This window comes from Duganella sp. Root336D2, assembly GCF_001425005.1.
GTDB lineage: Bacteria > Pseudomonadota > Gammaproteobacteria > Burkholderiales > Burkholderiaceae_D > Rugamonas.
In genome coordinates this window covers 98,599-121,345 of record NZ_LMDB01000037.1, presented here as the reverse complement: position 1 = coordinate 121,345, position 22,747 = coordinate 98,599, and the positions used below count along the sequence as shown (strand labels likewise).

General features: G+C 61.4%; 24 protein-coding genes and 1 pseudogene. 8 read left to right on the top strand and 17 right to left on the bottom strand.

Features of this window, described 5'->3' with window-relative positions; genetic code table 11:
- Positions 1-61: 61 nt before the first annotated feature.
- The 4 genes from rplS to rpsP all read right to left on the bottom strand — a co-directional run bounded on the left by rplS (position 62) and on the right by rpsP (position 2,104).
- Positions 62-442 carry a 50S ribosomal protein L19 gene (gene rplS, locus ASD07_RS24990; protein WP_055936773.1) on the bottom strand — a complete coding sequence of 127 codons (381 nt, stop codon included), beginning with the start codon at positions 440-442 and terminating at the stop codon, positions 62-64.
- Positions 443-546: 104 nt separating this feature from the next.
- The gene (gene trmD, locus ASD07_RS24985) at positions 547-1,293 is read right to left on the bottom strand and encodes a tRNA (guanosine(37)-N1)-methyltransferase TrmD (protein ID WP_055936770.1); all 747 of its coding nucleotides are present in this window, start codon (positions 1,291-1,293) and stop codon (positions 547-549) included.
- Positions 1,294-1,307: 14 nt separating this feature from the next.
- A complete protein-coding gene (gene rimM, locus ASD07_RS24980; RefSeq protein WP_055936767.1) occupies positions 1,308-1,850 on the bottom strand; it encodes a ribosome maturation factor RimM in 543 nt (180 codons plus the stop codon).
- Between the two features lie 8 nt (positions 1,851-1,858).
- The gene (rpsP, locus tag ASD07_RS24975; protein ID WP_055936763.1) at positions 1,859-2,104 is read right to left on the bottom strand and encodes a 30S ribosomal protein S16; all 246 of its coding nucleotides are present in this window, start codon (positions 2,102-2,104) and stop codon (positions 1,859-1,861) included.
- Between the two features lie 186 nt (positions 2,105-2,290).
- Here rpsP and ASD07_RS24970 point away from each other — a divergent pair, with 186 nt between their 5' ends.
- Complete coding sequence (locus ASD07_RS24970; RefSeq protein WP_055937527.1) at positions 2,291-2,707, top strand: NINE protein; 417 nt, start codon at positions 2,291-2,293, stop codon at positions 2,705-2,707.
- 114 nt (positions 2,708-2,821) lie between these two features.
- Positions 2,822-3,235: a glycine zipper 2TM domain-containing protein gene (locus ASD07_RS24965; protein ID WP_055936760.1), complete on the top strand. Its 414-nt coding sequence runs from the start codon at positions 2,822-2,824 to the stop codon at positions 3,233-3,235.
- Here the strand turns inward: ASD07_RS24965 and ASD07_RS24960 are convergent.
- Entirely contained in the window at positions 3,232-3,852 is a 621-nt protein-coding gene (locus ASD07_RS24960; RefSeq protein WP_055937524.1) for a LysE family translocator, read from the bottom strand. The genes ASD07_RS24965 and ASD07_RS24960 overlap by 4 nt on opposite strands.
- Positions 3,853-3,912: 60 nt before the next feature.
- Here ASD07_RS24960 and ASD07_RS24955 point away from each other — a divergent pair, with 60 nt between their 5' ends.
- The 3 genes and pseudogenes from ASD07_RS24955 to ASD07_RS32435 all read left to right on the top strand — a co-directional run bounded on the left by ASD07_RS24955 (position 3,913) and on the right by ASD07_RS32435 (position 6,496).
- Complete coding sequence (locus ASD07_RS24955) at positions 3,913-4,926, top strand: proline dehydrogenase family protein (protein ID WP_229207282.1); 1,014 nt, start codon at positions 3,913-3,915, stop codon at positions 4,924-4,926.
- Positions 4,923-5,831 carry a polysaccharide deacetylase family protein gene (locus tag ASD07_RS24950; RefSeq protein WP_229207281.1) on the top strand — a complete coding sequence of 303 codons (909 nt, stop codon included), beginning with the start codon at positions 4,923-4,925 and terminating at the stop codon, positions 5,829-5,831. The genes ASD07_RS24955 and ASD07_RS24950 overlap by 4 nt, the downstream gene beginning before the upstream one ends.
- Before the next feature lie 168 nt (positions 5,832-5,999).
- Positions 6,000-6,496, top strand: a pseudogene (locus tag ASD07_RS32435) (methylated-DNA--[protein]-cysteine S-methyltransferase).
- Here ASD07_RS32435 and ASD07_RS24940 read toward each other — a convergent pair.
- From ASD07_RS24940 to ugpQ, 6 genes are all read right to left on the bottom strand, one after another.
- The gene (locus ASD07_RS24940; RefSeq protein ID WP_055936754.1) at positions 6,493-8,283 is read right to left on the bottom strand and encodes an acyl-CoA dehydrogenase; all 1,791 of its coding nucleotides are present in this window, start codon (positions 8,281-8,283) and stop codon (positions 6,493-6,495) included. The pseudogene ASD07_RS32435 and the gene ASD07_RS24940 overlap by 4 nt on opposite strands.
- 75 nt (positions 8,284-8,358) lie before the next feature.
- Positions 8,359-9,291, bottom strand: coding sequence for an electron transfer flavoprotein subunit alpha/FixB family protein (locus ASD07_RS24935; RefSeq protein ID WP_055936751.1), 933 nt, complete (start codon positions 9,289-9,291; stop codon positions 8,359-8,361).
- A gap of 27 nt (positions 9,292-9,318) precedes the next feature.
- Positions 9,319-10,068, bottom strand: a complete 750-nt coding sequence (locus ASD07_RS24930; RefSeq protein WP_055936748.1) for an electron transfer flavoprotein subunit beta/FixA family protein — start codon at positions 10,066-10,068, stop codon at positions 9,319-9,321.
- Between the two features lie 147 nt (positions 10,069-10,215).
- On the bottom strand, positions 10,216-10,443 hold the full coding sequence (locus ASD07_RS24925) for a sulfurtransferase TusA family protein (protein WP_055936746.1): 228 nt from the start codon (positions 10,441-10,443) through the stop codon (positions 10,216-10,218).
- A 189-nt stretch (positions 10,444-10,632) separates the two neighbouring features.
- Positions 10,633-13,248 carry an alanine--tRNA ligase gene (alaS, locus tag ASD07_RS24920; RefSeq protein ID WP_055936743.1) on the bottom strand — a complete coding sequence of 872 codons (2,616 nt, stop codon included), beginning with the start codon at positions 13,246-13,248 and terminating at the stop codon, positions 10,633-10,635.
- Between the two features lie 87 nt (positions 13,249-13,335).
- Positions 13,336-14,088, bottom strand: a complete 753-nt coding sequence (gene ugpQ, locus ASD07_RS24915) for a glycerophosphodiester phosphodiesterase (RefSeq protein ID WP_055936740.1) — start codon at positions 14,086-14,088, stop codon at positions 13,336-13,338.
- Between the two features lie 70 nt (positions 14,089-14,158).
- On the opposite strand from ugpQ, the gene ASD07_RS24910 reads away from it, so the two are divergent.
- Entirely contained in the window at positions 14,159-15,385 is a 1,227-nt protein-coding gene (locus ASD07_RS24910; RefSeq protein WP_055936738.1) for a CaiB/BaiF CoA-transferase family protein, read from the top strand.
- Between the two features lie 138 nt (positions 15,386-15,523).
- On the opposite strand, the gene ASD07_RS24905 is transcribed toward ASD07_RS24910, so the two are convergent.
- Together ASD07_RS24905 and ASD07_RS24900 are read right to left on the bottom strand one after the other, a co-directional pair.
- The gene (locus tag ASD07_RS24905; protein ID WP_055936735.1) at positions 15,524-15,853 is read right to left on the bottom strand and encodes a hypothetical protein; all 330 of its coding nucleotides are present in this window, start codon (positions 15,851-15,853) and stop codon (positions 15,524-15,526) included.
- A 73-nt stretch (positions 15,854-15,926) separates the two neighbouring features.
- Positions 15,927-17,126 carry an MFS transporter gene (locus ASD07_RS24900; RefSeq protein WP_055936732.1) on the bottom strand — a complete coding sequence of 400 codons (1,200 nt, stop codon included), beginning with the start codon at positions 17,124-17,126 and terminating at the stop codon, positions 15,927-15,929.
- 76 nt (positions 17,127-17,202) lie between these two features.
- Between ASD07_RS24900 and ASD07_RS24895 the strand changes: the two genes are divergently transcribed.
- Positions 17,203-18,093, top strand: a complete 891-nt coding sequence (locus ASD07_RS24895) for a LysR family transcriptional regulator (protein WP_055936729.1) — start codon at positions 17,203-17,205, stop codon at positions 18,091-18,093.
- A 38-nt stretch (positions 18,094-18,131) separates the two neighbouring features.
- Here the strand turns inward: ASD07_RS24895 and ASD07_RS24890 are convergent, their stop codons facing one another.
- From ASD07_RS24890 to ASD07_RS24875, 4 genes are read right to left on the bottom strand one after another with little or no spacing between them, the layout of a single operon-like run.
- Positions 18,132-19,004, bottom strand: coding sequence for a hypothetical protein (locus ASD07_RS24890; protein WP_055936726.1), 873 nt, complete (start codon positions 19,002-19,004; stop codon positions 18,132-18,134).
- Positions 19,004-19,780 (bottom strand): hypothetical protein, encoded by a 777-nt coding sequence (locus ASD07_RS24885; RefSeq protein WP_055936724.1) that lies wholly within the window; start codon positions 19,778-19,780, stop codon positions 19,004-19,006. Before ASD07_RS24885 ends, ASD07_RS24890 begins: the two co-directional genes overlap by 1 nt.
- Before the next feature lie 2 nt (positions 19,781-19,782).
- Positions 19,783-20,283 (bottom strand): hypothetical protein, encoded by a 501-nt coding sequence (locus ASD07_RS24880; protein WP_055936721.1) that lies wholly within the window; start codon positions 20,281-20,283, stop codon positions 19,783-19,785.
- Positions 20,284-20,305: 22 nt separating this feature from the next.
- Positions 20,306-20,599: a DnaJ domain-containing protein gene (locus ASD07_RS24875; protein WP_055936718.1), complete on the bottom strand. Its 294-nt coding sequence runs from the start codon at positions 20,597-20,599 to the stop codon at positions 20,306-20,308.
- A gap of 267 nt (positions 20,600-20,866) precedes the next feature.
- Here ASD07_RS24875 and ASD07_RS24870 point away from each other — a divergent pair, with 267 nt between their 5' ends.
- Positions 20,867-22,627: a glutamine--tRNA ligase/YqeY domain fusion protein gene (locus ASD07_RS24870; RefSeq protein ID WP_055936715.1), complete on the top strand. Its 1,761-nt coding sequence runs from the start codon at positions 20,867-20,869 to the stop codon at positions 22,625-22,627.
- The last annotated feature ends 120 nt before the right edge of the window (positions 22,628-22,747 follow it).

Sequence of the window (22,747 nt, the reverse complement as noted above, 5' to 3'; positions counted from 1 at the left end):
CAAGCTGAAAAAAAAGGACGCCCGAAGGCGTCCTTTTCCGAATCCGATACCGGAGTATGGATTACGCTGCGGTTGCCGCAACTTTGCGGTTTGGCAGTTTTTCCTTGATACGTGCGGATTTGCCCGAACGCTCGCGCAGGTAGTACAGCTTGGCGCGGCGAACGTCACCACGACGCTTCACTTCGATCGAAGCGATCAGCGGGGAGTACAGCTGGAAGGTACGCTCAACGCCTTCGCCGGACGAGATCTTACGAACGATGAAGTTCGAGTTCAGGCCGCGGTTACGACGAGCGATAACAACGCCTTCGTAAGCCTGGGCGCGCTTGCGGGTGCCTTCAACTACGTTTACGTTGACGATCACGGTATCGCCAGGTGCGAATTCAGGGATGCTCTTGCCCAGGCGAGCGATTTCTTCTTGTTCCAGTTGCTGGATCAGGTTCATTGTATGACTCCTATTACCATCTTGCCGGCGCGATCAGGGATGCCCGGTAGAGGATGGGGTTGAAACACGGCAGGCAACATGCCTGCCACGGTACTACAACGGGTTTACAAACCCGCCAAAAACTTTTCGTCCTTCTTCGAGAGCAGGCCCGCTTCGCGCGCCTTTGCCAGCAGGTCGGGACGCTTGCGCGCCGTCGCTTCCAGCATGCGCTCACGGCGCCACTTCTCGATCTCGGCGTGGTTGCCGCCCAAAAGCACGGGTGGCACTGCCTCGCCTTCATAAATCTCTGGCCGCGTATAGTGCGGCGAATCCAGCAGGCCGTTGACGAAACTGTCTTCGACTGCCGAAGCATCGGTATTCAGCACGCCTGGCAACTGGCGCACCACGGCATCCATCAGGGCCATGGCAGGCAGCTCGCCGCCGGACAGCACGAAATCGCCGAGGCTGATTTCTTCATCGATGCAACGGTCCAGCAAACGCTGGTCCACCGCTTCGTAGCGGCCGCACAGGATCACGAGGCCGGGCTCCTGCTTCAACTGCATCACGCGTTCATGCGTGAGCTGCTTGCCTTGCGGCGACATGTACACCACGCGCGGCGCCGGCAAGCCGGAAACCACCTGGCGCTGCTTAGCGGCCGCGATGGTCTGTTCCAGCGGCTTGGCCAGCATCACCATCCCCGGGCCGCCGCCGTAAGGGCGGTCATCCACGGTGCGGTGGTTGTCAGTGGTGAAATCGCGCGGATTCCACAGCGACAGGCCCCAGCGCTTCTGCTCGAACGCACGGCGGGTTACGCCGGACTGCGTCAAGGCAGCGAACATCTCGGGGAACAGGGAAATGACGTCGAATTGCATTGTGCGGTTCCGGATTAGTAATCCAGGCCCCAGTCCACGATGATCTGCTTCGCGTCCTTGTCCACCCTGATGACAAACTGGCTTACAAACGGGATCAGGCGCTCTTGCGCCTTTCCATCAGCCTCGTACTCGACGCGCAAAATGGATTGTGGCCCATTGCTCATCATGTCCGCGACTATTCCAAGGCTTTCGCCCTGTTGATTCTGAACTGCCAGGCCGAGCAAGTCGCCCCAGTAGTATTCGTCTTCTTGCAGCTGCGGGAAATCGGCGCGCGAGACGAATACGGCCGCGCCTTTCAGCGCTTCTGCTTCGTTACGGTCCGTCATCCCGACGATAGTGGTGACGACATCGCCACCATGCAGCTTAGCCCGCTTGACTTCCACGTCACGCAGGCTTGGCTTGTCGAGCCACCAAGTGGTGGCATGCAGCAGCGCATCTGCTTCGGAGTTGAAGGGTCGGACACGGACCCCGCCGGTGATGCCGTAGGCACCGAAAACAAAGCCAACCTGAACCAGGTCAGCCGGGGCTTGCACCCCAGATGCGGTCTTGCTGCTCAAAGCTTGAATTAAGCTGCTTTCTGGGTAGCAACCAGCTTGGCAACAGCTGGGGACAGCTGAGCGCCAACGCCTTGCCAGTAAGCCAGACGGTCAGCAGCAACGCGGAAGGTTTCTGCTTGGCCGGTAGCCATTGGGTTGAAGAAGCCGATACGCTCTACGAAACGGCCGTCACGACGATTGCGGGAATCGGTTGCAACGATGTTGTAGAAAGGACGCTTCTTGGCGCCACCACGAGCTAAACGAATAACGACCATAATATTTCCAAAAAAGAGTGCTGAGTCGGATAAAGCCGCAAATTATAGCGCGCTTTCAATCCGACCTGCAAGATTAATCAAATTGGTGGGGACTTGGACAATCCGAAATTATCCCCTGAACTAGCCACGGCGGCAACAGCTTTGTTGTGCGATACTGCCGGTTTTTCGGACTTTTCGGCAGCAATCATGTCTGTTTTACACAAAAACAAAACCTTTGCCGCCCTGCTCGCCGCCGTCGCCGGCGGCCTCGGCCTGCACCGCTTCTACCTGCGCGGCCTGGCCGACAAATGGGGCTGGCTGCACGCGGCCAGCCTGCTCGGCTGCGCCGCCGTGTTTGCGCTGTGGCCGAAAGCCGATCCCTACTTCCTGCTGCTGCCACTGATCGTGTCGATCCTGGTCGGCGTGCTCGAGGCCCTGGTCCTGGGCCTCATGCCCGATGAGAAATGGGATGCCGCCTTCAATCCCGGCTCCGGCAAGCAATCGAGTTCGCGCTGGCCGCTGGCGATCGTACTGGTCGCCAGCCTGATGTTCGGCGCCTTCAGCCTGATCGCCACCATCGCCCGCCTGTTCGACCTGCTCTACACCGGCGGCATCTACGGCTGACCCCATGGTGGGACACAGGCTCATGTACGGCTAACGTCTTGTCACAAATTTGCATTCCATTCGGCAACTATTGACCTATACTCACCACACTACAACCGTTTTTGGAGAACCCATATGAAAGTAATTAAATTCCTCTTGCCAGCCATCCTGGCCGTAACGGTTACCGGCGCGAATGCGCAACCGAAACGCTCTGTTTGCGCCGATTGCGGCACTGTGACCGCTGTTAAAGTCGTCGAAAAAGATGGCGAAGGCGGCGCGACCGGCATTATTGCCGGCGGTCTCGCTGGCGGCCTGCTGGGCAACCAGGTAGGCGGCGGCACCGGCAAAACCCTGGCCACCGTTGCTGGCGCTGCCGGCGGCGCCTACGCTGGCAAGAAGATCGAAGGCAAAATGAACAAGGTCAAGGAATGGCACGTGACCGTCAAGTACGAAACCGGCAAGGTCGGCACCGTCGTACTGAAGAACGATCCTAACCTGCGCAATGGCGACCACGTTCGCCGCGAACACGGCGGCCTGGAACGCTACTAAGCCCTCCGCGACAGCAGTAACCCCATCCCCGCGCCGGCCAGCAGGCCGGCGCAAATCCGATTGAACGTCCTCTTGCCGCGCGGTTGCGCGAACCACTTCTGCATGCGCGCGCCCATCCAGGCGTAAGCCGCCAGCGCCACCAGCTCCAGCAGCAAAAACAATACGCCCAACACGAAGAACTGTGCGCCTACCGGCCCGGCAGGATCGACGAATTGCGGCAGGAAAGCCGTGAAAATCAGGATTGCTTTCGGATTGCCCGAAGCGACCAGGAATTCCTGGCGTGCCAACTGCCACCAGCCCGCAACTGGCGCAGCGCCCGCCACCTGCCCACCCGGCGGCGCACGCCAGAGCTGCCACGCCAGGTAGAACAGGTAGATCGCGCCAACGGTCTTGATCCCATAGAACAGCAGCTCGGAGGTATGCAGCACCGCTGCCAGCCCGGCCGACGCCAGCGCGATCATCCCTGCAAATGCGACCAGCCGTCCGGCACCCGCCAGGCACGAGCGGCGAAAGCCATAGCGCGTGGCATTGCTGACCGATAGCAGGTTGTTCGGCCCCGGCGCCATATTCAATGCAAAACAGGCGGGCACGAACAGCATGAGGGTTGAAGCATCCATGGCCGGCTCCATATGGAAATTTTAGTTAATATACAACGCCAAAACGCGCAAGGAGACACCGTGACAGACAATACCACGCCCCACTTCCCGCCCCACTTCCCGCCCCACTTCCCGCCCCAGTGGCAACCCCTGGTGGACCGCGCAGCCAGCGCCTTGCGCGAACTGGCCGTCAATGAGGACGCCAAGGCCCGCTTCCTGGAGGACCCGATGCTGCGCCCTTACATGGAGCGCGTATCGCAGCGTTATGTTGCGGGCAGCACGGTAGCGGACGTCATCGTGCGTGCCGCGATGATCAACCAGAACGGGCACCGCGCTTCCGCCGAGTACATGGGCGAGAGCGTACGCGACGAAGCTTTCGCCAACGCGGAAACCAGCGTATTCCTGCAGCTGGTGCAGGCCATCGGCGAGCAGCACCTCGACTGTTCGATCTCGTTCGACTTGTCGCATATCGGCTCGCTGGTCGATCCGGAGCTCGGCTATCGCAATGCGCGCCGCATCGCGCGGGCAGCGCAGGAGATCGGCCAGGAAGTGATGATTTCGATGGAGGCTTCCGATCGCACCTCCGGCATTTACGAGACCTATAGCCGCTTGCACCAGCAGGACGGACTGGCGAACGTCGGCATCACGGTGCCGGCCAAGCTGCACCGCACCGCGAACGACCTCCCTGCCCTGCTGCGCCATCCGGGCCGCATCCGCCTGGTCAAGGGCGCCATGTTCGAACCGGTGCAGATCGCCTATCCTCGCAACAGCCCCGAACTGGCTGCGGCCTATCGCCGCTACGCAGCCGTACTGCTGCGCAGCGGCCACAAATGCTCGATCGCGACGCATGACCGCCCGGTCCAGGACGAGCTGGCGGCCATGATTCGCGCCGAGGGCATCGCAGCCGGCCACTACGAATTCGAGTCGCTGATCGGCCTGGGCGAGCAGAATATCTCCGAGCTGCGCGACGGCGGCTTCGCCACGCGCGAGTACGCAGTTTTTGGGAAGGAGTACTTCTTGTACGTATTGAACCGCATCTCCGAAGAACCAGTCCGCGTCTACCAGGCGGTCGTTGACGCCCTGGGTGCGGCATGATGCGCCGCCTTCTCGCCGCAGCAGCCCTGGCCGCAGCCAGTGCCGCGCAAGCGCAATCGGTAGCGATCACCATCGATGACGGCCCCAACGCCGGCAACACGCCCCGCATGTCTGCGCAGGAACGCAACCAGGCTATCCTGGCTGCGCTTGCCAAGCACCGCGTGCAGGCGGCACTGTTCGTCACCACAAGCTACGGCGCCAACACGCAGCAAGGCCTGCCGCTATTGCAAGCCTGGAGCAAGGCCGGCCACGCGATCGGCAACCACACGGTGACGCATCCGGACCTGGAAAAAGTCCCGCTGGCCGAATACCAGCGCCAGGTGATGGAGTGCGACAGCTTGATCAGCACCCAGCCCGGCTACCGGAAATGGTTGCGCTTTACCTATCTGCGCGAAGGGAATACTCCGGAAAAGATCGATGGCATGCGCACATTCCTGCGCGACCATGGCTACCGCAATGCGCAGGTGAGCCTGGACACCAGCGATTGGCGCCTGAACGAAAAGCTGGAACAGGTACTGGCGAAGGATCCCAAGGCCGATGTCGGCGCGATCCGCACTGCCTACCTGGCCCATATCAAGCAGCGCGCACTGGCTTACCGCGAGCTGTCGCAGCAACTGCAAGGACGCGATATCTCTCAGGTCCTGCTGCTGCACCACAACCTGATCAACGCACTATGGCTGGACGACGTGCTGGCGCAATTCGGGCAGATGGGCTGGAAGATCGTCACGCCGGCAGAAGCCTTTGCCGACCCGGTCTACCAGCTGGAGCCGGTGCGCAAGGTTGCAGGCCAGAGCTTGCTGCTGTCGCTTGGGCGGACACTGGGACTGGGAATGATGCCTGGCGGCGAGCGCCTGGTGGATGATGGGGACTACGAGATCGCTGAACTCGCGAAAAAAGGACTGTAAGGCCAAAAAATTGTCGTCCGATTTTCGGTTGCAGCCCAGGCAGGAGCCTCGTTAAGCTCCTGCCATCAATCCTCCGCTTCCCTCCTCGACGATGAAATTCACTGATCCCACCGACATCCAGCGCTGCTACCAGGCACTGGTCGCACGCTCGCCTGAACATGTCGGCGCATTTTATGCGGCGGTCAAGACCACGGCATCTTCTGCCTGCCAACCTGCCGTGCACGCGAGCCGAAGGCGGAGAATGTCGACTTCTTCTCCGACATCAAGGAAGCGCTGGCGCTGGGCTTCCGCCTGGCCGGAGAAAACGCGCATACGCGCCAGGCCGAGACAGAGATCGCAGAATACTTCGAAGGCAAACGCCGGCAATTCAGCGTGGCGCTCGATGCGTCGGGAAGCGACTTCCAGCGCGGCGTCTGGAATGCGCTGCGCGCAATGGAGTTTGGGGAAGTGACGCATTACGCCGACCTGGCAGCGCGCCTGGGGGCGCCCAACTCGGTGCGGGCAGTAGCTGGAGCGAATGGGGCAAACCGGATTGCGATCATCATTCCCTGCCACGGGTTATCGGCAAGGATGGATCGCTGACGGGCTACGGCGGGGGATTGGCGCGCAAGGAATGGCTCCTTGCGCATGAAGGGCGGCGCAAGGGCCGCCCCGCTGCAACTTAGAACTGCTCGACTTCCAGGCCCAGCACACCTGCGCTGCCCTCAACGATGGCGGCGCGCATGCCGGTGGAGCCGGACAGGATGTGATCCGCGAAGAAGCGCGCGGTCACGATTTTGGCGTGGTAGAACGATGCATCGCCCCCGCCTGCCGACAGCTTCGATTGCGCGATCAGCGCAGCACGGCCCATCTGCCAGCCGCCGAAGACGATACCGGCCAGCTTCAGGTACAGCACGGAACCCGAGAATACGCCCTTGATATCCGACTTGACGTGGTTGACCACGTACTCCACCACCGCTTCCAGGTCGTCGGCGCCTTGCGCCAGGTGCTTGCGCATTGCGGCGAAATCAGGGCTGTTCACGCCAGCCAGTTCTTCGGCAGTCGCGCGCACTTGCGCAATGATCGATTTGGCCAGCGCGCCGCCATCACGCACGGTCTTGCGGCCGATCAGGTCATTGGCCTGGATCGCGGTGGTGCCCTCGTAGATGGTCAGGATCTTGGCATCGCGGTAGTGCTGCGCCGCGCCGGTTTCCTCGATGAAGCCCATGCCGCCGTGCACTTGCACGCCGTCGCGGGCCACGTTTTCCGACATCTCGGTCGACCAGCCCTTCACGATCGGCACCAGGTATTCGTAGACAGCCTGGTTTGCCGCGCGCACTTCCGCGTCTGCGTGGTGGTGTGCCACGTCATGGATGCCGGCAGCTACGTAAGCCAGCGCACGCGCTGCTTCGGTCTGGGCGCGCATCGACATCAGCATGCGGCGCACGTCCGGGTGGTTGATGATCGCCACGCCAGCCGGGGAGCCGTTCAGGTCGCGCGACTGCACGCGGTCCTTGGCGAAGGTCACCGCCTGCTGGTACGCATTTTCCGCCAGGCCCACGCCCTGCATGCCGACGCCGAAGCGGGCTGCGTTCATCATGATGAACATGTATTCCAGCCCGCGGTTTTCTTCGCCCACCAGGTAGCCCACGGCGCCGCCGTTGTCGCCGAACTGCAGCACGGCGGTCGGGGAAGCCTTGATGCCCAGCTTGTGTTCGATCGACACGCAGTGCGCATCGTTGCGCTCGCCCAGCGAACCGTCGGCGTTGACCATGAACTTCGGCACGATGAACAGCGAGATGCCCTTCACGCCAGCCGGCGCATCAGGCGTACGCGCCAGCACCAGGTGAACGATGTTCTCGGCCATATCGTGCTCACCGTAGGTGATGAAGATCTTGGTGCCGAATACTTTGTAGGTGCCATCGCCCTGCGGTACGGCGCGGGTGCGCACGGCTGCCAGGTCGGAGCCGGCTTGCGGCTCGGTCAGGTTCATGGTGCCGGTCCATTTGCCGGTCACCAGCGGCTCCAGGTAGGTTGCCTTCTGCTCGTCGGAACCAGCGGTCAGCAGCGCTTCAATCGCGCCGTCGGACAGCAGCGCCACCAGCGCGAACGACAGGTTCGAGCCGTGCAGCATTTCCACGCATGGGGTGCCGATCAGCTTCGGCAGGCCCTGGCCGCCGAATTCAGTCGGGTGCTGCAGGCCTTGCCAGCCGGCTTCAGCGAACTGCTTGAAGGCTTCCTTGAAGCCCTTCGAAGTGGTGACCTTGCCGTCAGTCCAGGAGCTTGGCTCTTTGTCTGCTGCGTGGTTCAGCGGGGCGATCACGCCGCTCACGAATTTCGCGTTTTCTTCCAGTACGGCTTCCGCGGTTTCCGCATTTGCATCTTCACAGCCTGGCAGCGCGGATACGCCTGCCAGGTTTGCCAGTTCGTTCATCACGAACAGCATGTCTTTCATTGGGGCTTGATAGCTCATGACACCTCTCCAAGGTAGTAAAAGGGCCACTTGCGTGGCCCCGGTACTCAGTCCTTTTTCAGGACATTTATTTAATTAACCCAGTTCCTTGACCAGTTGAGGAACAACCTCGAACAGGTCGCCTACGATGCCGTAGTCGGCAACGGAGAAGATTGGAGCTTCAGGGTCTTTGTTCACGGCCACGATGACCTTGGAATCCTTCATGCCGGCCAAGTGCTGGATCGCGCCGGAAATACCGACGGCGATGTACAGGGAAGGAGCAACGATCTTGCCGGTCTGGCCTACCTGCCAGTCGTTCGGCACGAAGCCTGCGTCCACCGCGGCGCGCGATGCACCCATGGCGGCGTTCAGCTTGTCAGCCAGCGGTTCCAGGATCTTGAAGGCGTCAGCGGAGCCCATGCCGCGGCCACCGGAAACGATGATCTTGGCAGCGGTCAGTTCCGGACGGTCCGACTTGGCCACTTCGCGGCCAACGAAAGCGGACTTGCCGAAATCGGCAGCGGCAGCCACGGTTTCCACGGCAGCGGAACCGCCTTCGGCAGCAGCAGCGTCGAAGCCGGTGCTGCGTACGGTGATGACTTTGACTTTGTCCGACGATTGCACGTAGGCGATTGCGTTGCCGGCGTAGATTGGGCGCTCGAAGGTGTCAGGCGCGTCAACCTTGGTGATTTCGGAGATCTGGGCCACGTCCAGTTTTGCAGCTACGCGTGGCAGGATGTTCTTGCCGTAGGCGGTTGCCGGAGCCAGGATGTGAGAATAGCCACCAGCGATCGCCAGGATCTGCTCGGAGACGTTTTCTGCCAGGCCGTCGGCGAAGTGGGCTGCGTCAGCGTGCAGCACTTTGGTGACGCCGGCGATTTTCGCGGCGGCAGCGGCGGCGGCGCCGGCGTTCGAGCCAGCGACCAGCACGTGTACTTCGCCTGCGCATTTGGCGGCGGCGGTAACGGTGTGGAGGGTGCTGCCCTTCAGGGATGCGTTGTCGTGTTCTGCGATGACGAGTGCGACCATGATTGAGTTCCTAGAGTATTCGGTGAATTAGATGACTTTAGCTTCGGCGCGCAGCTTGGACACCAGGGTCGCTACGTCAGGCACTTTGATACCAGCGGAACGCTTGGCAGGCTCGGCCACTTTCAGGGTTTTCAGGCGTGGGGTCACGTCAACGCCCAGGTCTTCAGGCTTGACGACATCCAGCGGCTTCTTCTTCGCCTTCATGATGTTAGGCAGGGTCACGTAGCGTGGCTCGTTCAGGCGCAGGTCGGTGGTCACGATAGCTGGCAGTTGCAGCGCCAGGGTTTCCAGGCCGCCGTCCACTTCGCGCGTCACGGTGACTTTGCCGTCGCCCAGTTCAACCTTCGAAGCGAAGGTCGCTTGCGGCCAGCCCAGCAGCGCTGCCAGCATCTGGCCAACCTGGTTGGAGTCGTCGTCGATTGCCTGCTTGCCCAGGATGATCAGTTGCGGTTGCTCTTTATCGGCAACAGCCTTCAGCAGCTTGGCCACAGCCAGCGGCTCCAGCTCAACGCCGGTTTCGATCAGGATGCCGCGGTCGGCGCCAATCGCCATGCCGGTGCGCAGGGTTTCCTGGCACTGGGTCACGCCGGCGGATACGGCAACCACTTCGGTTACTTTGCCGGCTTCTTTCAGGCGGGTCGCTTCTTCCAGTGCGATCTCGTCGAACGGGTTCATCGACATTTTGACGTTGGCGATATCTACGCCAGTGCCGTCGGATTTGACGCGCACTTTCACGTTGAAGTCGACGACGCGCTTGACAGGTACCAGGACTTTCATAGGTGTGCCTTTGAAAAAGAGATAAGTAAAATTAGTGGGCTAGATTATATTGGAATTCGATATCACTTATCGAATAAAAGCACGATCGTGCGTTTTTTAAATACAATCCGGCGCCGAAAATCAGCAACCGGTAGCATACCGCAGTTTTTACTTGCGGCGCATCAAAAACGTAAATTCAGTGCCCTGCTGGATGTGGGACAACAATGCATTGCCAGTCTGCTTGGCAAAGGCCTGGAAGTCACGCACTGACCCTGGATCGGTCGCCACGATACGCAATACCTGGCCGCTTTCCAATTCCGCCAAGGCTTTCTTGGCTTTGAGGATAGGCAGCGGGCAATTCAGGCCGCGCGCGTCGAGGTCCTTATGAAATTCCATGGTCTCGGACTCGAGAGTAAGAGTTTCGCTCATCAATATCTCGCTTCTGTACAACTGGTTCCGACATACTACTCCAATTTTGTGCGTCTGACGCACTGCACCAAAATAGTTAATGTTGCGTTGCAAAATCACAACGACATTGCCATGCCGGAAAGGCCCGCCCTAGTAGGCGCGGGCCCGCAGCAGCTCTTAGATACGCGACTCCACCCATGCTGCAACGCCACCGAGCGCACCTGGCAGTGCGTCCGGATTGGTGCCGCCGGCCTGCGCCATGTCAGGGCGGCCACCGCCCTTGCCGCCCACTTGTTGTGCAACGAAGTTGACCAGCTCGCCTGCCTTGACCTTGCCGACGGAGTCAGCAGTCACGCCGGCGATCAAGCTGACTTTGCCATCGCTGACGGAGGCCAGCACGATGGCGGCGGACTTCAGCTTGTCTTTCAGCTTGTCCATGGTTTCGCGCAGCGCGGTGACGTCGGCGCCTTCCATGGTCGCAGCCAGGACTTTCAGGCCCTTGACGTCGACTGCCTTGTTCACCAGTTCGTCGCCCTGGCCGGAAGCCAGCCTCGACTTCAGTGCAGCCAGTTCTTTTTCCAGCAACTTCACCTGCTCTTGCACGGCGCCGATCTTGGCGGTCAGTTCTTCAGGATTCGACTTCAGCGCGGCGGCAGCTTCATTCAGCTTGCGCGCCATGCCCTGCACCAGCGCCAGCGCGCCTTCGCCGGTCACGGCTTCCACGCGGCGGATACCGGCTGCAACGCCGCCTTCCGAGACGATCTTGAACAGGCCGATATCGCCGGTGCGGTGCACGTGCACGCCGCCGCACAGCTCTTTCGAGGAACCGATGTCCATCACGCGCACTTCGTCGCCGTACTTCTCGCCGAACAGCGCCATGGCGCCGTGCTTCACAGCGTCATCGAAGGACATGTTATGCGACTGGGTCGCAGCGTTGGCCAGGATCTCGGCGTTGACGATAGCTTCCACCTTGGCGATTTCCTCGGCGGTCATCGGCGCATTGTGAGAGAAGTCGAAACGCGCCTTGTCCGGATCAACCAGCGAGCCTTTCTGTGCCACGTGGCCCCCCAGCACTTCGCGCAGGGCTTTGTGCATCAGGTGGGTTGCCGAGTGGTTGCGGATGGTGCGGCCGCGCGCATGCTGGTCCACTTCCGCGCCGACAGCGTCGCCAACCTTCAGCGAGCCGGATGCCAGCACACCGTGGTGGCCGAACACGTCGGCCTGGATCTTCAGCGTGTCTTCCACTTCGAACTTTGCGCCGGCGGCCTGGATCAGGCCCTGGTCGCCCACCTGGCCGCCGGATTCGGCGTAGAACGGGGTGGTATCCAGGACCACGATGCCCTGCTCGCCTGCTTTCAGTTCCTGCACCGGTGCGCCGTTGGCGTACAGGGCGATCACTTTCGAGTTGTGCTGCAGCTGGTCGTAGCCGACGAACTTGTTCTTCTCGCCGCTGTATTCAACATTGGCCGCCATCTTGTTCTTGAACTTGCCGCCTTCGCGCGCCTTGCGCTTCTGCTCTTCCATCGCCAGGTTGAAACCTGCCTCGTCCAGCGTCACTTCGCGTTCGCGGCAGATATCGGCGGTCAGGTCCAGCGGGAAGCCGTAGGTGTCGTACAGGGTGAAAGCGGTGGCGCCATCGAGGTTCTTCGGATCCTTGGCCAGCTGCGCTTCCAGGATCTTCATGCCGTTTTCCAGCGTCTCGCCGAAACGCTCCTCTTCCGCTTGCAGCACCTGGGCAACGCGGTCCTTGGCCTCAGCCAGCTCCGGATAAGCACCGCCCATTTCAGTGTTCAGGTCTGCCACCAGCTTGTAGAAGAATGCCTTGGTCTGGCCCAGTTTATGGCCGTGGCGCAGCGCGCGGCGGATGATGCGGCGCAGGACGTAGCCGTGGCCTTCCGGACCAGGGATGATGCCGTCGACGATCATGAAAGCAGAAGCGCGGATGTGGTCAGCGATCACGCGCAGGGATTTGTTTTCCAGGTCGGTCGCGCCGGTTTCGCGGGCGGCAGCCTTGATCAGGGCCTGGAAGGAATCGATCTCATAGTTGGAGTGCACGTGCTGCAGCACTGCGGCCAGGCGCTCCATGCCCATGCCGGTATCCACGCAAGGCTTCGGCAGCTTGTGCATCACGCCCGCTTCGTCGCGGTTGAACTGCATGAACACCAGGTTCCAGATTTCGATGAAGCGGTCGCCGTCTTCCTGCTCCGAGCCTGGAGGGCCGCCCCAGATGTCGGCGCCGTGGTCGTAGAAGATCTCGGTGCAAGGACCGCAAGGACCGGTGTCGGCCATCTGCCAGAAGTTATCCGACGCGTAGCGCGAACCCTTGTTGTCGCCGATACGGATGATGCGCTCTTTCGGCACGCCGATTTCGTTGGCCCAGATGTCATAGGCTTCGTCGTCTTCGATGTAGACGGTGACGGTCAGCTTTTCAGGCGGCAGGCCGTAGACCTTGGTCAGCAGCTCCCAGGCGTACTGGATCGCATCGCGCTTGAAGTAATCGCCGAAGCTGAAATTGCCCAGCATTTCAAAGAAAGTGTGGTGGCGCGCGGTGTAGCCGACGTTTTCCAGGTCATTGTGCTTGCCGCCGGCGCGCACGCAGCGCTGCACGGTGGTGGCACGGGAATACGGGCGCACGTCCTGGCCGAGGAACACGTCCTTGAACTGCACCATGCCGGAGTTGGTCAACAGCAGGGTCGGGTCGTTGCCTGGCACCAGCGAGCTGGAACGGACAATCGTGTGACCCTTGGATTCGAAGAACTTCAGGAACTTTTCGCGAATTTCAGCAGATTTCATGTCGTAAAAGGTAGGTTGCAGGCTGGTGCAAAGGGTTGATTATACGTGAACAGCCCGCCGTTGCGGTGGGCGTCGGCCTCTAAGCCGCTAGTCGAAGTCCGGCCCGATCAGGTCGATGCGGTCGGTGCAAAAAGCGTCCACGCCGAGGGCGAGGATTTCCCGCGCTCGCTCAGGGGAATTCACGGTATAGCAAAACAGGCCCAGGCCCGCCGCCTTCACCGCCCTCGCCTGGTCCGGCGTGAGGTATTTGTGATTGGTATGGATCGCCACCGCGCCAAGCTCGCGCACCGTTGCCAGCCAATTCGCAGGAATCTTATCGAAAAGGCAAGCGCGCGGCAGGTCAGGCGCCGCATCACGCGCGGCCGCCAAAGCAGGCATGCTGAAGGAAGACAGCAAAGGCATTTGCGCCGGATCGCCCGCCGCCACTTCGGCGGCAAAGCGGGCACGCGCGGTTTGCGCCACCCAGCGGCCAGTCGCCTCGTCATGGCCCTCCGCCGGCTTGATCTCGATGTTCATCCAGATCTTGTGCTCTTTGCAGTAATCGACCCATTCCAGGAACAAGGGCACGGGCTCGCCGCGGAACTCAGGTCCGAACCAGCGGCCCGCATCCATCTTCGCCAATTCCGCAGCCGTGAAGTTAGGCAGAAAACCGTCGCCGTACACAGTGCGGCCGAAATGCGAGTCGTGCATCACCACACCGATGGCATCGGACGACAGCATGACGTCGAATTCCACCGCGCGGAAACCATAAGCCAGGCCAGCGCGCAGGCCGGCGATAGTATTTTCCGGAGCGAGCGTACCGCCTCCGCGATGCGCAACGATTTTTGGGTAGGGCCACATAGGATTAAGACACTAACACGGTTGGATGCGTTAAGCTAACGCTCCCTGAAAACAGTAGGAAGAAGACAACATGACGCCGAAGGCCCTTGGACACATTCGCGTACTGGACTTAAGCCGCGTACTGGCTGGGCCTTGGTGCTCGCAGAACCTGGCCGACCTTGGTGCGGACGTGATCAAGATCGAACGTCCTGGCGCCGGAGACGACACGCGTGCCTGGGGTCCGCCATACGCCAAGGACGCCTCCGGCGCCGACACCACCGAAGCGGCGTACTACCTGTCCGCCAACCGCGGCAAGCGCTCCGTGACCTGCGACATCTCCAAGCCTGAGGGGCAGGCCCTGATCCGCGAACTGGCCAGGCAGGCCGACGTGGTGCTGGAAAATTACAAGGTCGGCCAGCTGAAAAAATATGGGCTGGACTACGACTCGCTGAAGGCTGTCAAGCCGGACCTGGTGTACTGCTCCGTGACCGGCTTCGGCCAGGACGGACCGTACGCACACCGCGCCGGCTACGACTTCCTGATCCAGGGCATGGGCGGTTTGATGTCCGTGACCGGCGAGCGCGACGACCTGCCCGGCGGCGGCCCGCAAAAAGCCGGCGTCGCGCTGACCGACCTGATGACCGGCATGTACTCCACCATCGCGATCCTGGCCGCATTGACCCACCGCGACCGCACCGGCGAAGGCCAATACATCGACATGGCGCTGCTGGACGTGCAAGTGGCCATGCTGGCCAATATGGGCTCCAACTACCTGAATAGCGGCAAGGCGCCTAAGCGCTGGGGCAATGCCCACGCCAACATCGTGCCCTACCAGACCTTCGCCTGCGCCGACGGCTACATCATCGTCGCCACCGGCAACGACGGCCAGTACCAGAAGTTTGTCGAAGTGGGCGGCCGCGCCGACCTGGCTTTCCACCAAAGCTACGCTACCAATCCGCTGCGCGTAAAGAACCGCGACGAGCTGGTGCCGATCCTGGCCGACATGGTGAAGTCGCAGCCACGCGACTGGTGGATCGAGCAGTTGGAAGCGGTGGGCGTGCCATGCGGCCCGATCAACGACCTGCATGACGTGTTCAAGAACCCGCAAGTACAAGCGCGCGGCATGATGATCGAAACCGACCACCCGACCGCTGGCAAGGTAAAACTGGTGCGCAACCCGATGCGCCTGAGCGCCAGCCCGGCCGAAACCGACATGGCCCCGCCCCTGCTGGGCCAGCACACCGACGAAGTACTGCGCCAAGTCCTCGGCCGCAGCGAAGAAGAAATCGCCACCCTGCGCAGCAAAGGCATCCTGTAAAAGCGATACGGCCGAGCCCGTGTCACACCGTGGGGTCACACCCCAGGTGTGACACGAGCCCGACCGTGCTAAGGAAGAGCCCGTGTCACACTTAGGGTGTGACCCCATGGTGTGACACGGGCTCGGCTGGTGCGGCTTTTAGTGCAGGTGCTGTTTGAAGTCGAACAGTTCGCGGTGCATGTGGTTCACGACGGCTTTCATCTCGGGGGTGACCTGCATGCGCTCGCTGGCGCAGACGCGGCGGGCGCGGGCGCCGAGCAGCTCCATATCGTCTACCAACTTGGGTACGTTGGCGTAGTCTTCACTCACCAGCATTTCGCTGATGTCGTCGGAGCGGCGGTCCAGCTTCTGGATCGTGTCGCGCAGCTCGCCAGTCAGGTGGCGTTCGGCCGATAGTGCTTGCGCGGCCTGGCTCACTGCCATTTGGATGTTGCTGAGCCTGATACGGATTTCGCGATCGTGCATCATGATGATCTCCTCGCTCAAAACGGCACCCAGCGTGCCGGTCGGACTTGGAGATCATTCTCACCCGGCGGTTCAATCACCCTGCCTCAGCTTTGATCTGGCTCAACATTGGCGCAATGGGCGTCAACCGGCGCAAGTGGATAGCAATCGCAACAGCTCCCACCAAACAGCTGGCGAGCAGCGCGACAACTCCAGTCCAGCCCGCCCTCCCCCACAATATCCCCGCAGCCCAGCCGATCACGCTGGAACCAAGGTAATAGAAGAACAGGTACAGTGCCGAGGCCAATGCCGCCCCGCGAGCGCGCCTGCCTACCCAGCTGCTGGTCATCGAGTGCGATGCGAAGAAGGCGAAAGTGAACAAGGCCAAGCCCCCCACGACCAACGGCAGCCAGCTCGACAAGGTGAGTACGATTCCGGCCAGCATCAGGCTGAGCACCAGATAGAGCACACCCTTGCGCCTGTAGCGGTCGGCCAGCTTGCCGGCCCAGACTGAGCTGAAAATCCCGAGCAGGTACAGCAGCGAGATCCCGCCGACCACACTCTGGCGCAAATCGAAAGGCGCGGCCAGCAGGCGGTAGCTGATGTAGTTGTAGGCGCTTACCATGCAACCCATCAACAGGAAAGCCAGGGTGAACAGCCACGGCAGTCCTTCGTCACCCAGGTGCCGGCGCGCTTGCTCCGGCAGTGCGCGCCAACCTCCGGTTGAGGGGCGGAAGCGGCGCGATTCCGGCAGGCTGCGCCAGAACTCGGCAGCCGCCAGCACGCCGGCCACGCCCATCGCCACCAGGGCGACGCGCCACGAGAAAAAATCGCTCAGCACGGAAGTCACCATGCGCCCGACCATGCCACCGAACGCGCTGCCGCTGATATACAAGCCCATCGACAGGCCCAGTGACGCGGGCTCGATTTCCTCGGCGAGGTAGGCCATGGCGACGGCGGGCATGCCGCCCAGTGCAATGCCAAGCAGGACGCGTGCGGCGAGCAATTGGCCGTAGCCACCGGCCAGTGCGCACAGCAATGTCATCAAGGCGGAAATCGCGAGCGCACCAACCATCAAGGGCTTGCGGCCGAAACGGTCGGAGATCGCGCTCGACACCAGAAGCGAGACCGCCAAGGCGGCCGTCGACAGGGAGAGCGACAGGCTGCCCTGGGCCGGCGTCAGCGCAAATTCGTGGGACGGCAGCGGCATCAGCGGTTGTACGCAGTACAACAGTGCGAAACAGGAGAAGCCGCCAAAGAACATGGCGCGATTGGTGGGGTGGCTCAGGGCTTTCATGGTGAATCCATCTTAGGATTGCCCAGTATTACTGTCCAATATATATTTGAGGCGTTATTAATCGCTTCAACATATTATGGAATTGCGTCACCTGCGTTATTTCGTGGCTGTCGCCGAGGAGCTCAGCTTCACTCGCGCTGCCGAACGGCTGCATATCGGCCAGCCGCCCCTCTCCCAGCAAATCCAGGCGCTGGAGGCGGAAGTGGGCGCGCGCCTGTTCGACCGCAGCAAGCGCTGGGTGCGATTGACCGAGGCCGGCAAGCTGTTCCTGGAGGACGCACGGGCTATCCTGGCGCAGTCCGAGCGTGCGGCGGAACGGGCGCGCCGGGCGCAGCGCGGCGAGGCCGGCGAACTGCGTGTTGGCTTCACGTTTTCAACGCCATTCACCCCGCTGTTTGCGCGCACCATCCGCCGCTACCGGCAGCTTTATCCGGACGTGGCGCTCACCTTGCATGAGATGACGACGCTGCACCAGATCGATGCGCTGGAGGCGCGCAAGATAGATCTTGGTTTTGTGCGTCCGCCCGAGGTGGCGTTGCCGGAGCACTTGGCGCTGACTACCCTGCGCCGGGATGCGCTGCTGCTGGTCCTCGCCAGCGATTCGCCGCTGGCGCGCAAGCGCAAGATCAAAGTGGCTGACCTGGCGGAGCTTCCGTGGGTGATGTATCCGAAGGAGTCCGGCGTGGGCATTAATCACGCGATCCTGGGCATGTGCCGGGCGGCAGGCTTTGTGCCGCAGGTGGCGATGGAGGCGGGCGAGGCGGCAACCATTATCGGACTGGTTGCGGCGGGGATTGGGGTGTCGGTGCTGCCGTCGCCGTTCCAGTCGATGCATTTGGAGGGCGTGGCGTTTCGTCCGCTGGATGATGCGGGGGCGGTCACTTCGCTGCAACTGGCGCAGCGGCGGGCGGATGGCGGGGCGCTGGTGGAGGCGTTTGTGCGGGTGGCGCTCGAAGAGAACCGGTAAAACCGGGTCAGGCCCTTGGGTCTGACCCCAGCCAAGGTTCAGTCGTAGTCGGCGTCGAGCTCGGAGCCGGCGTAGTTTTCCAGCTCGGTCCACAGCGTCTTCATTGCGAAACGCCCCGGCAGCTTTTGCAGTACGGTGCAGGTGCGGCGATACAGGTCGATCCGGTTCAGCAGCACTGCGCGATGCTGCTCCGGTACCGCTGCCACCAGCGCCTCCCAGCCTGCCTCGTAATCCGGCTTGGCTTTGCGCACAGCCTTGACGAAGCGTTCAAACTCTTTCTGGCCGGTGCGGGCGACAATGCGGCCGCCGCCTTCCACCGCGAAGATGATCGCCAGCGCAATCACGCCTTCCGCGTTCAGGTCAGGATCCTTGATCGCGCCTTCCAGGTTATGCCGGCGCAGCCAGTTCGCCAGCCGCACCACGGCCTGCACTTCCTGCCGCTGCTTCAACTGGGTCTGGTATTTGGATGGACCATCCCAGTTGGCGCCCGGCTCGGTAAAGCAGATGTCGAAGAACAGGTCGCGCAGGCGGCGCTGTGCGTACATCGGGTCGTTGTCGTACTCACCGATCAGCGTATCTTCCGGCATCGCCGCCAGGTCCTTCAGCTGGACGAAGCCGGCCTGGAACGCCAGCTCGGCGCCCTGCTCCACCAGGAAGTCCAGCGCCAGCTCGTCGGAGTCGACGGTCAGCAGCTGCTCCAGGCCGAGCGAAACGCCGCCAACGGTCAGGTTGACTGCCCTCTGGATGCCTTCCGCCGTGCGGTTGTTGGTGAACTTGTCCGCCACCATGGCCGTGATGCCGCTCAATTCTTCCGCCAGGACGACGGCCGCATCTTCGCGGTCGTCGCCGGGCAGCAGTTTGATGGCGCGGGTCAGTCGCGGCAGGTTTTCTTTGACGAGTGCGGGCAGCATCAGCCGAAGATCCCCGTGCCGATCGAGCGGCGTGCGCGTTCACGGCCGGTGCCGCTGCGGGTGGTCGGCACTTGCTTGCGCAGCCGGTACAGCAGCTCTTTGGTCGAGCGCTGCAGGTGCTCAGGCTCTTCGTCCGGATCGTCGCTGAATTCAGCATCGGCCAGGTCGGCGCTGTGGCGGAATTCCGGGAACAGTTCGAACAGCGCTCGGTCCCAGCCGTCTTCATTGGCCTTCGCCAGGGCGACGGCAAGCGGCACGATGTCGTTGTCCGACGCGGTCTGGCCGGTCAGGTAGGCGCCTTTCGAAATCACCTCGCCCGCCACTTCCAGCACTTCTTTCGGCGCCAGCGAGAACAGGATCGCGAATGCGGTGCAGCCCCAGTCGGTAGCCGAGGCTTCCTTCAGCAGTTCGGAGCGGCGCTCCTCGTCTTCGGTGCCGAAGACAACGCCGTGGATGTGCGCGAACAGCGATTCGGCGATGCGTTCAGGATCGTCTTCGATCATGTCGTCCGGCCAGGTCGCTGCCAGGTAGGCCAGGCTTTCGGCCCACTGCTTCGGCGGCACCAGCAGCGTCGCCAGCGACATCTTGCCGCCGTCGAAACCGGACATGTGCAGCGCCGTCACGTGCGGCGGCAACTCCTGCAGCACTTCCACCACGGCCAGGTCGCCGTGGGTGTCGGCTGCTTCGGCAAAGGCGCGTTCGGCGTGCTCCAGGGAGCCTGCCAGAACGAGTTCGGTGACCTGCTTGCGAATGGCTGGCAGATTCTTGTCGGTCATGCTCAATCCTCCTGCTGGTCAAAGATGCCGGTGAAGTCGTCGGTTGCGACATCATCCGAGTAATCGTCTTCATCATCGCCCTCGTCGCCTTCAGCCAGGCGGTCGAGCGACGTGTCCTCGTCGTCCCACATGCGCGGATGCTTGTGCAGCAGCGCGGTGATGATGGCCTGGCGTGCCAGGTCGGGGTGGTTCTCTTCCAGCGCTTCCAGCAAGCCTTCCGCCTTCGGGCAGGTGGCTGCACCGAACACGCGGGCCGGGTCGCCGTGTTCGAAGTCTTCGGCGTCGGCAAAAGCGGCCTTCGGGTCGTGGAATTCAATCACGTCCACCAGGGCGAAAGCCATCATGTTCAAATCGTCGATGCCGCCGCCGTTCAGGTATTCGGTGCGCAGGGCTTCGACCATCTTCTTGTAGTTCTTGTGGTCAGGCGGATCGCCGAGGATGCCCTCGATCTGCCCTTCCAGCTCGCGCGCCTGGTAGGCGAACTCTGGGTGTACTTTTCTCATTTGCTGCTGTCTTTCTGTTGATTCAGGCGGCGGGGATCGTCACGCCGTTGACGCTGAAAACGGATCGCCACTGTTGGTAGGCTTCCGCTTCCGGGTCGATGATGATGCGGTGGTGCACACTCTGGTTGTATTCTTCCCGTTTCTCGGGGTCGGACAACACTTCGTAAGCTTTGACGATGGCCTTGAAGCGGGCATCTGCGCCCGGTTCCTGGTTGCGGTCCGGGTGGAAACGCATGGCCAGGGAACGATAGACCTTCTTGATTTCCTCGTCAGAGGCATTAGGCGCGACACCGAGCACATTATATAAATTTTCCATATTGCAACTCCGGGCCGGTTTTTAAACGCGTAAGGACAAATTATCCTATAAAATGCCCTGTTTACGCTGAATATCACCCTAAAACCGGTAAACCTGGGTCTGACCCAAGGGTCAGACCCAGTCTACTCAACGGCTAGCGGTTGGGTTTAAGGCTTTTGATCTTCGTCAAAAGTCAAAGGCCAAGAACCCGAACCCCTGGCGACAGCACAGACAGGGTCAGACCCTTGGGTCTGACCCAGGTTTACCGGTTTTAAACCAAGAACATACATGAGCAACGACAAAAAAACTGCCGCCCCGGCCCCAGCGCCGAATTTCCTGCGCAATATCGTTGAAGCCGACCTGGCCTCCGGCGTCAATAAGCGCGAAGGCCTGCCGCCGGTCATTACCCGCTTCCCGCCGGAGCCAAACGGCTACCTGCACGTCGGCCACGCCAAGTCCATCTATACCAACTTCGGCCTGGCGCGCGATTTCGGCGGCCGCTGCCACCTGCGCTTCGACGACACCAACCCTGAAAAAGAAGAACAGGAATACGTCGACTCCATCATCGACAGCGTGCGCTGGCTCGGTTTCGACTGGAACTACAAAGGCCCGGTTGGCGCCGGCGATCACCTGTATTACGCCTCCGACTACTTCGACAAGCTGTATGAAATGGCCGAATACCTGATCAAGGTCGGCAAGGCCTATGTCGACAGCCAGAGCGCCGAGGAAATGAAGAGCACCCGCGGCGGTTTCGGCGCCGCCGGTACCAATTCGCCTTTCCGCAACCGCTCGGTGGAAGAAAACCTGCAGCTGTTCCGCGACATGAAGGCGGGCAAATACAAGGATGGTGAGCACGCACTGCGCGCCAAGATCAGCGAAGATGCCATGTCCTCGCCGAATATGAATATGCGCGACCCGGCGATCTACCGTATCCGCCATGCCCACCATCACCGCACCGGCGACGACTGGTGCATCTACCCGATGTACGACTACACGCACCCGATCTCGGATGCGCTGGAAAACATCACCCATTCGATCTGCACCCTGGAATTCCAGGATCACCGCCCATTCTACGACTGGCTGCTGGAAACCTTGTCGGAAGGCGGCTTCTTCGCCAAGCCGGTGCCGCACCAGTATGAATTCGCGCGCCTGAACCTGACCTATATCGTCACCTCCAAGCGCAAGCTGCGCCAGATGGTGGAAGAAGGCATCGTCGACGGCTGGGACGACCCGCGCCTGCCGACCATGGCCGGCATGCGGCGCCGCGGCTTCACCCCGGAAGGCATCCAGTTGATGTGCGAACGCACCGGCGTGACCAAATCCGACGGCTGGATCGACTTCGGCGTGCTGGAAGGCGCCGTGCGTGAAGACCTTGACCCAAAAGCACCGCGCGCCATCGCCGTGCTGCGCCCACTGAAGCTGATCGTCGAAAACTTCCCGCAAGGCCAGTCGGTCGAGTGCACCTCGCCGGTTCACCCGCACCACCCTGAACTGGGACATCGCACCTTCCCGTTCACCCGCGAACTCTGGATCGAAGAAGAAGACTTCATGGAAGTGCCGACCAAAGGCTACTTCCGCTTCACCCCTCCTGCCGGCGACCAGCCTGGCGCCCGCGTGCGCCTGAAATACGGCTACGTGGCCGAATGCACCGGCTTCGACAAGGATGAGAACGGCAAGGTCACTGCGGTGCGCGTGAAATACTTCGAAGATTCCAAGTCCGGCACCCCGGGCGCCGACACCTACAAGGTGAAAGGCAATATCACCTGGGTCAGCGCCGAAGCGGCCCTGGAAGCGGAAGTGCGCCTGTACGACCGCCTCTTCACCGAAGAGAAACCGGATGCCGGCGGCAAGGACTTCAAGGAATTCCTGAATCCGAAAGCACTGGAAATCGTGAAGGCTTACCTGGAGCCGGGCTTGAAGGATGCCCCCGCGGAACAGCGTTACCAGTTCGAGCGCCATGGCTATTTTGTGGCCGACCGCGTGCTGTCGCAGCCCGGCAAGCCGGTATTCAACCGCATCGTCACATTGAAAGACAGCTGGGCCAAATAACTGACCCGAACTGTGACAAAAAAGCCGCCTGCGGGCGGTTTTTTATTGTTCGTTTGATTTCAATCAAAGTGGTGTTTTTGCAACTTGACCTTGAAGCATGGAAATTCTTATAGTCAGGCA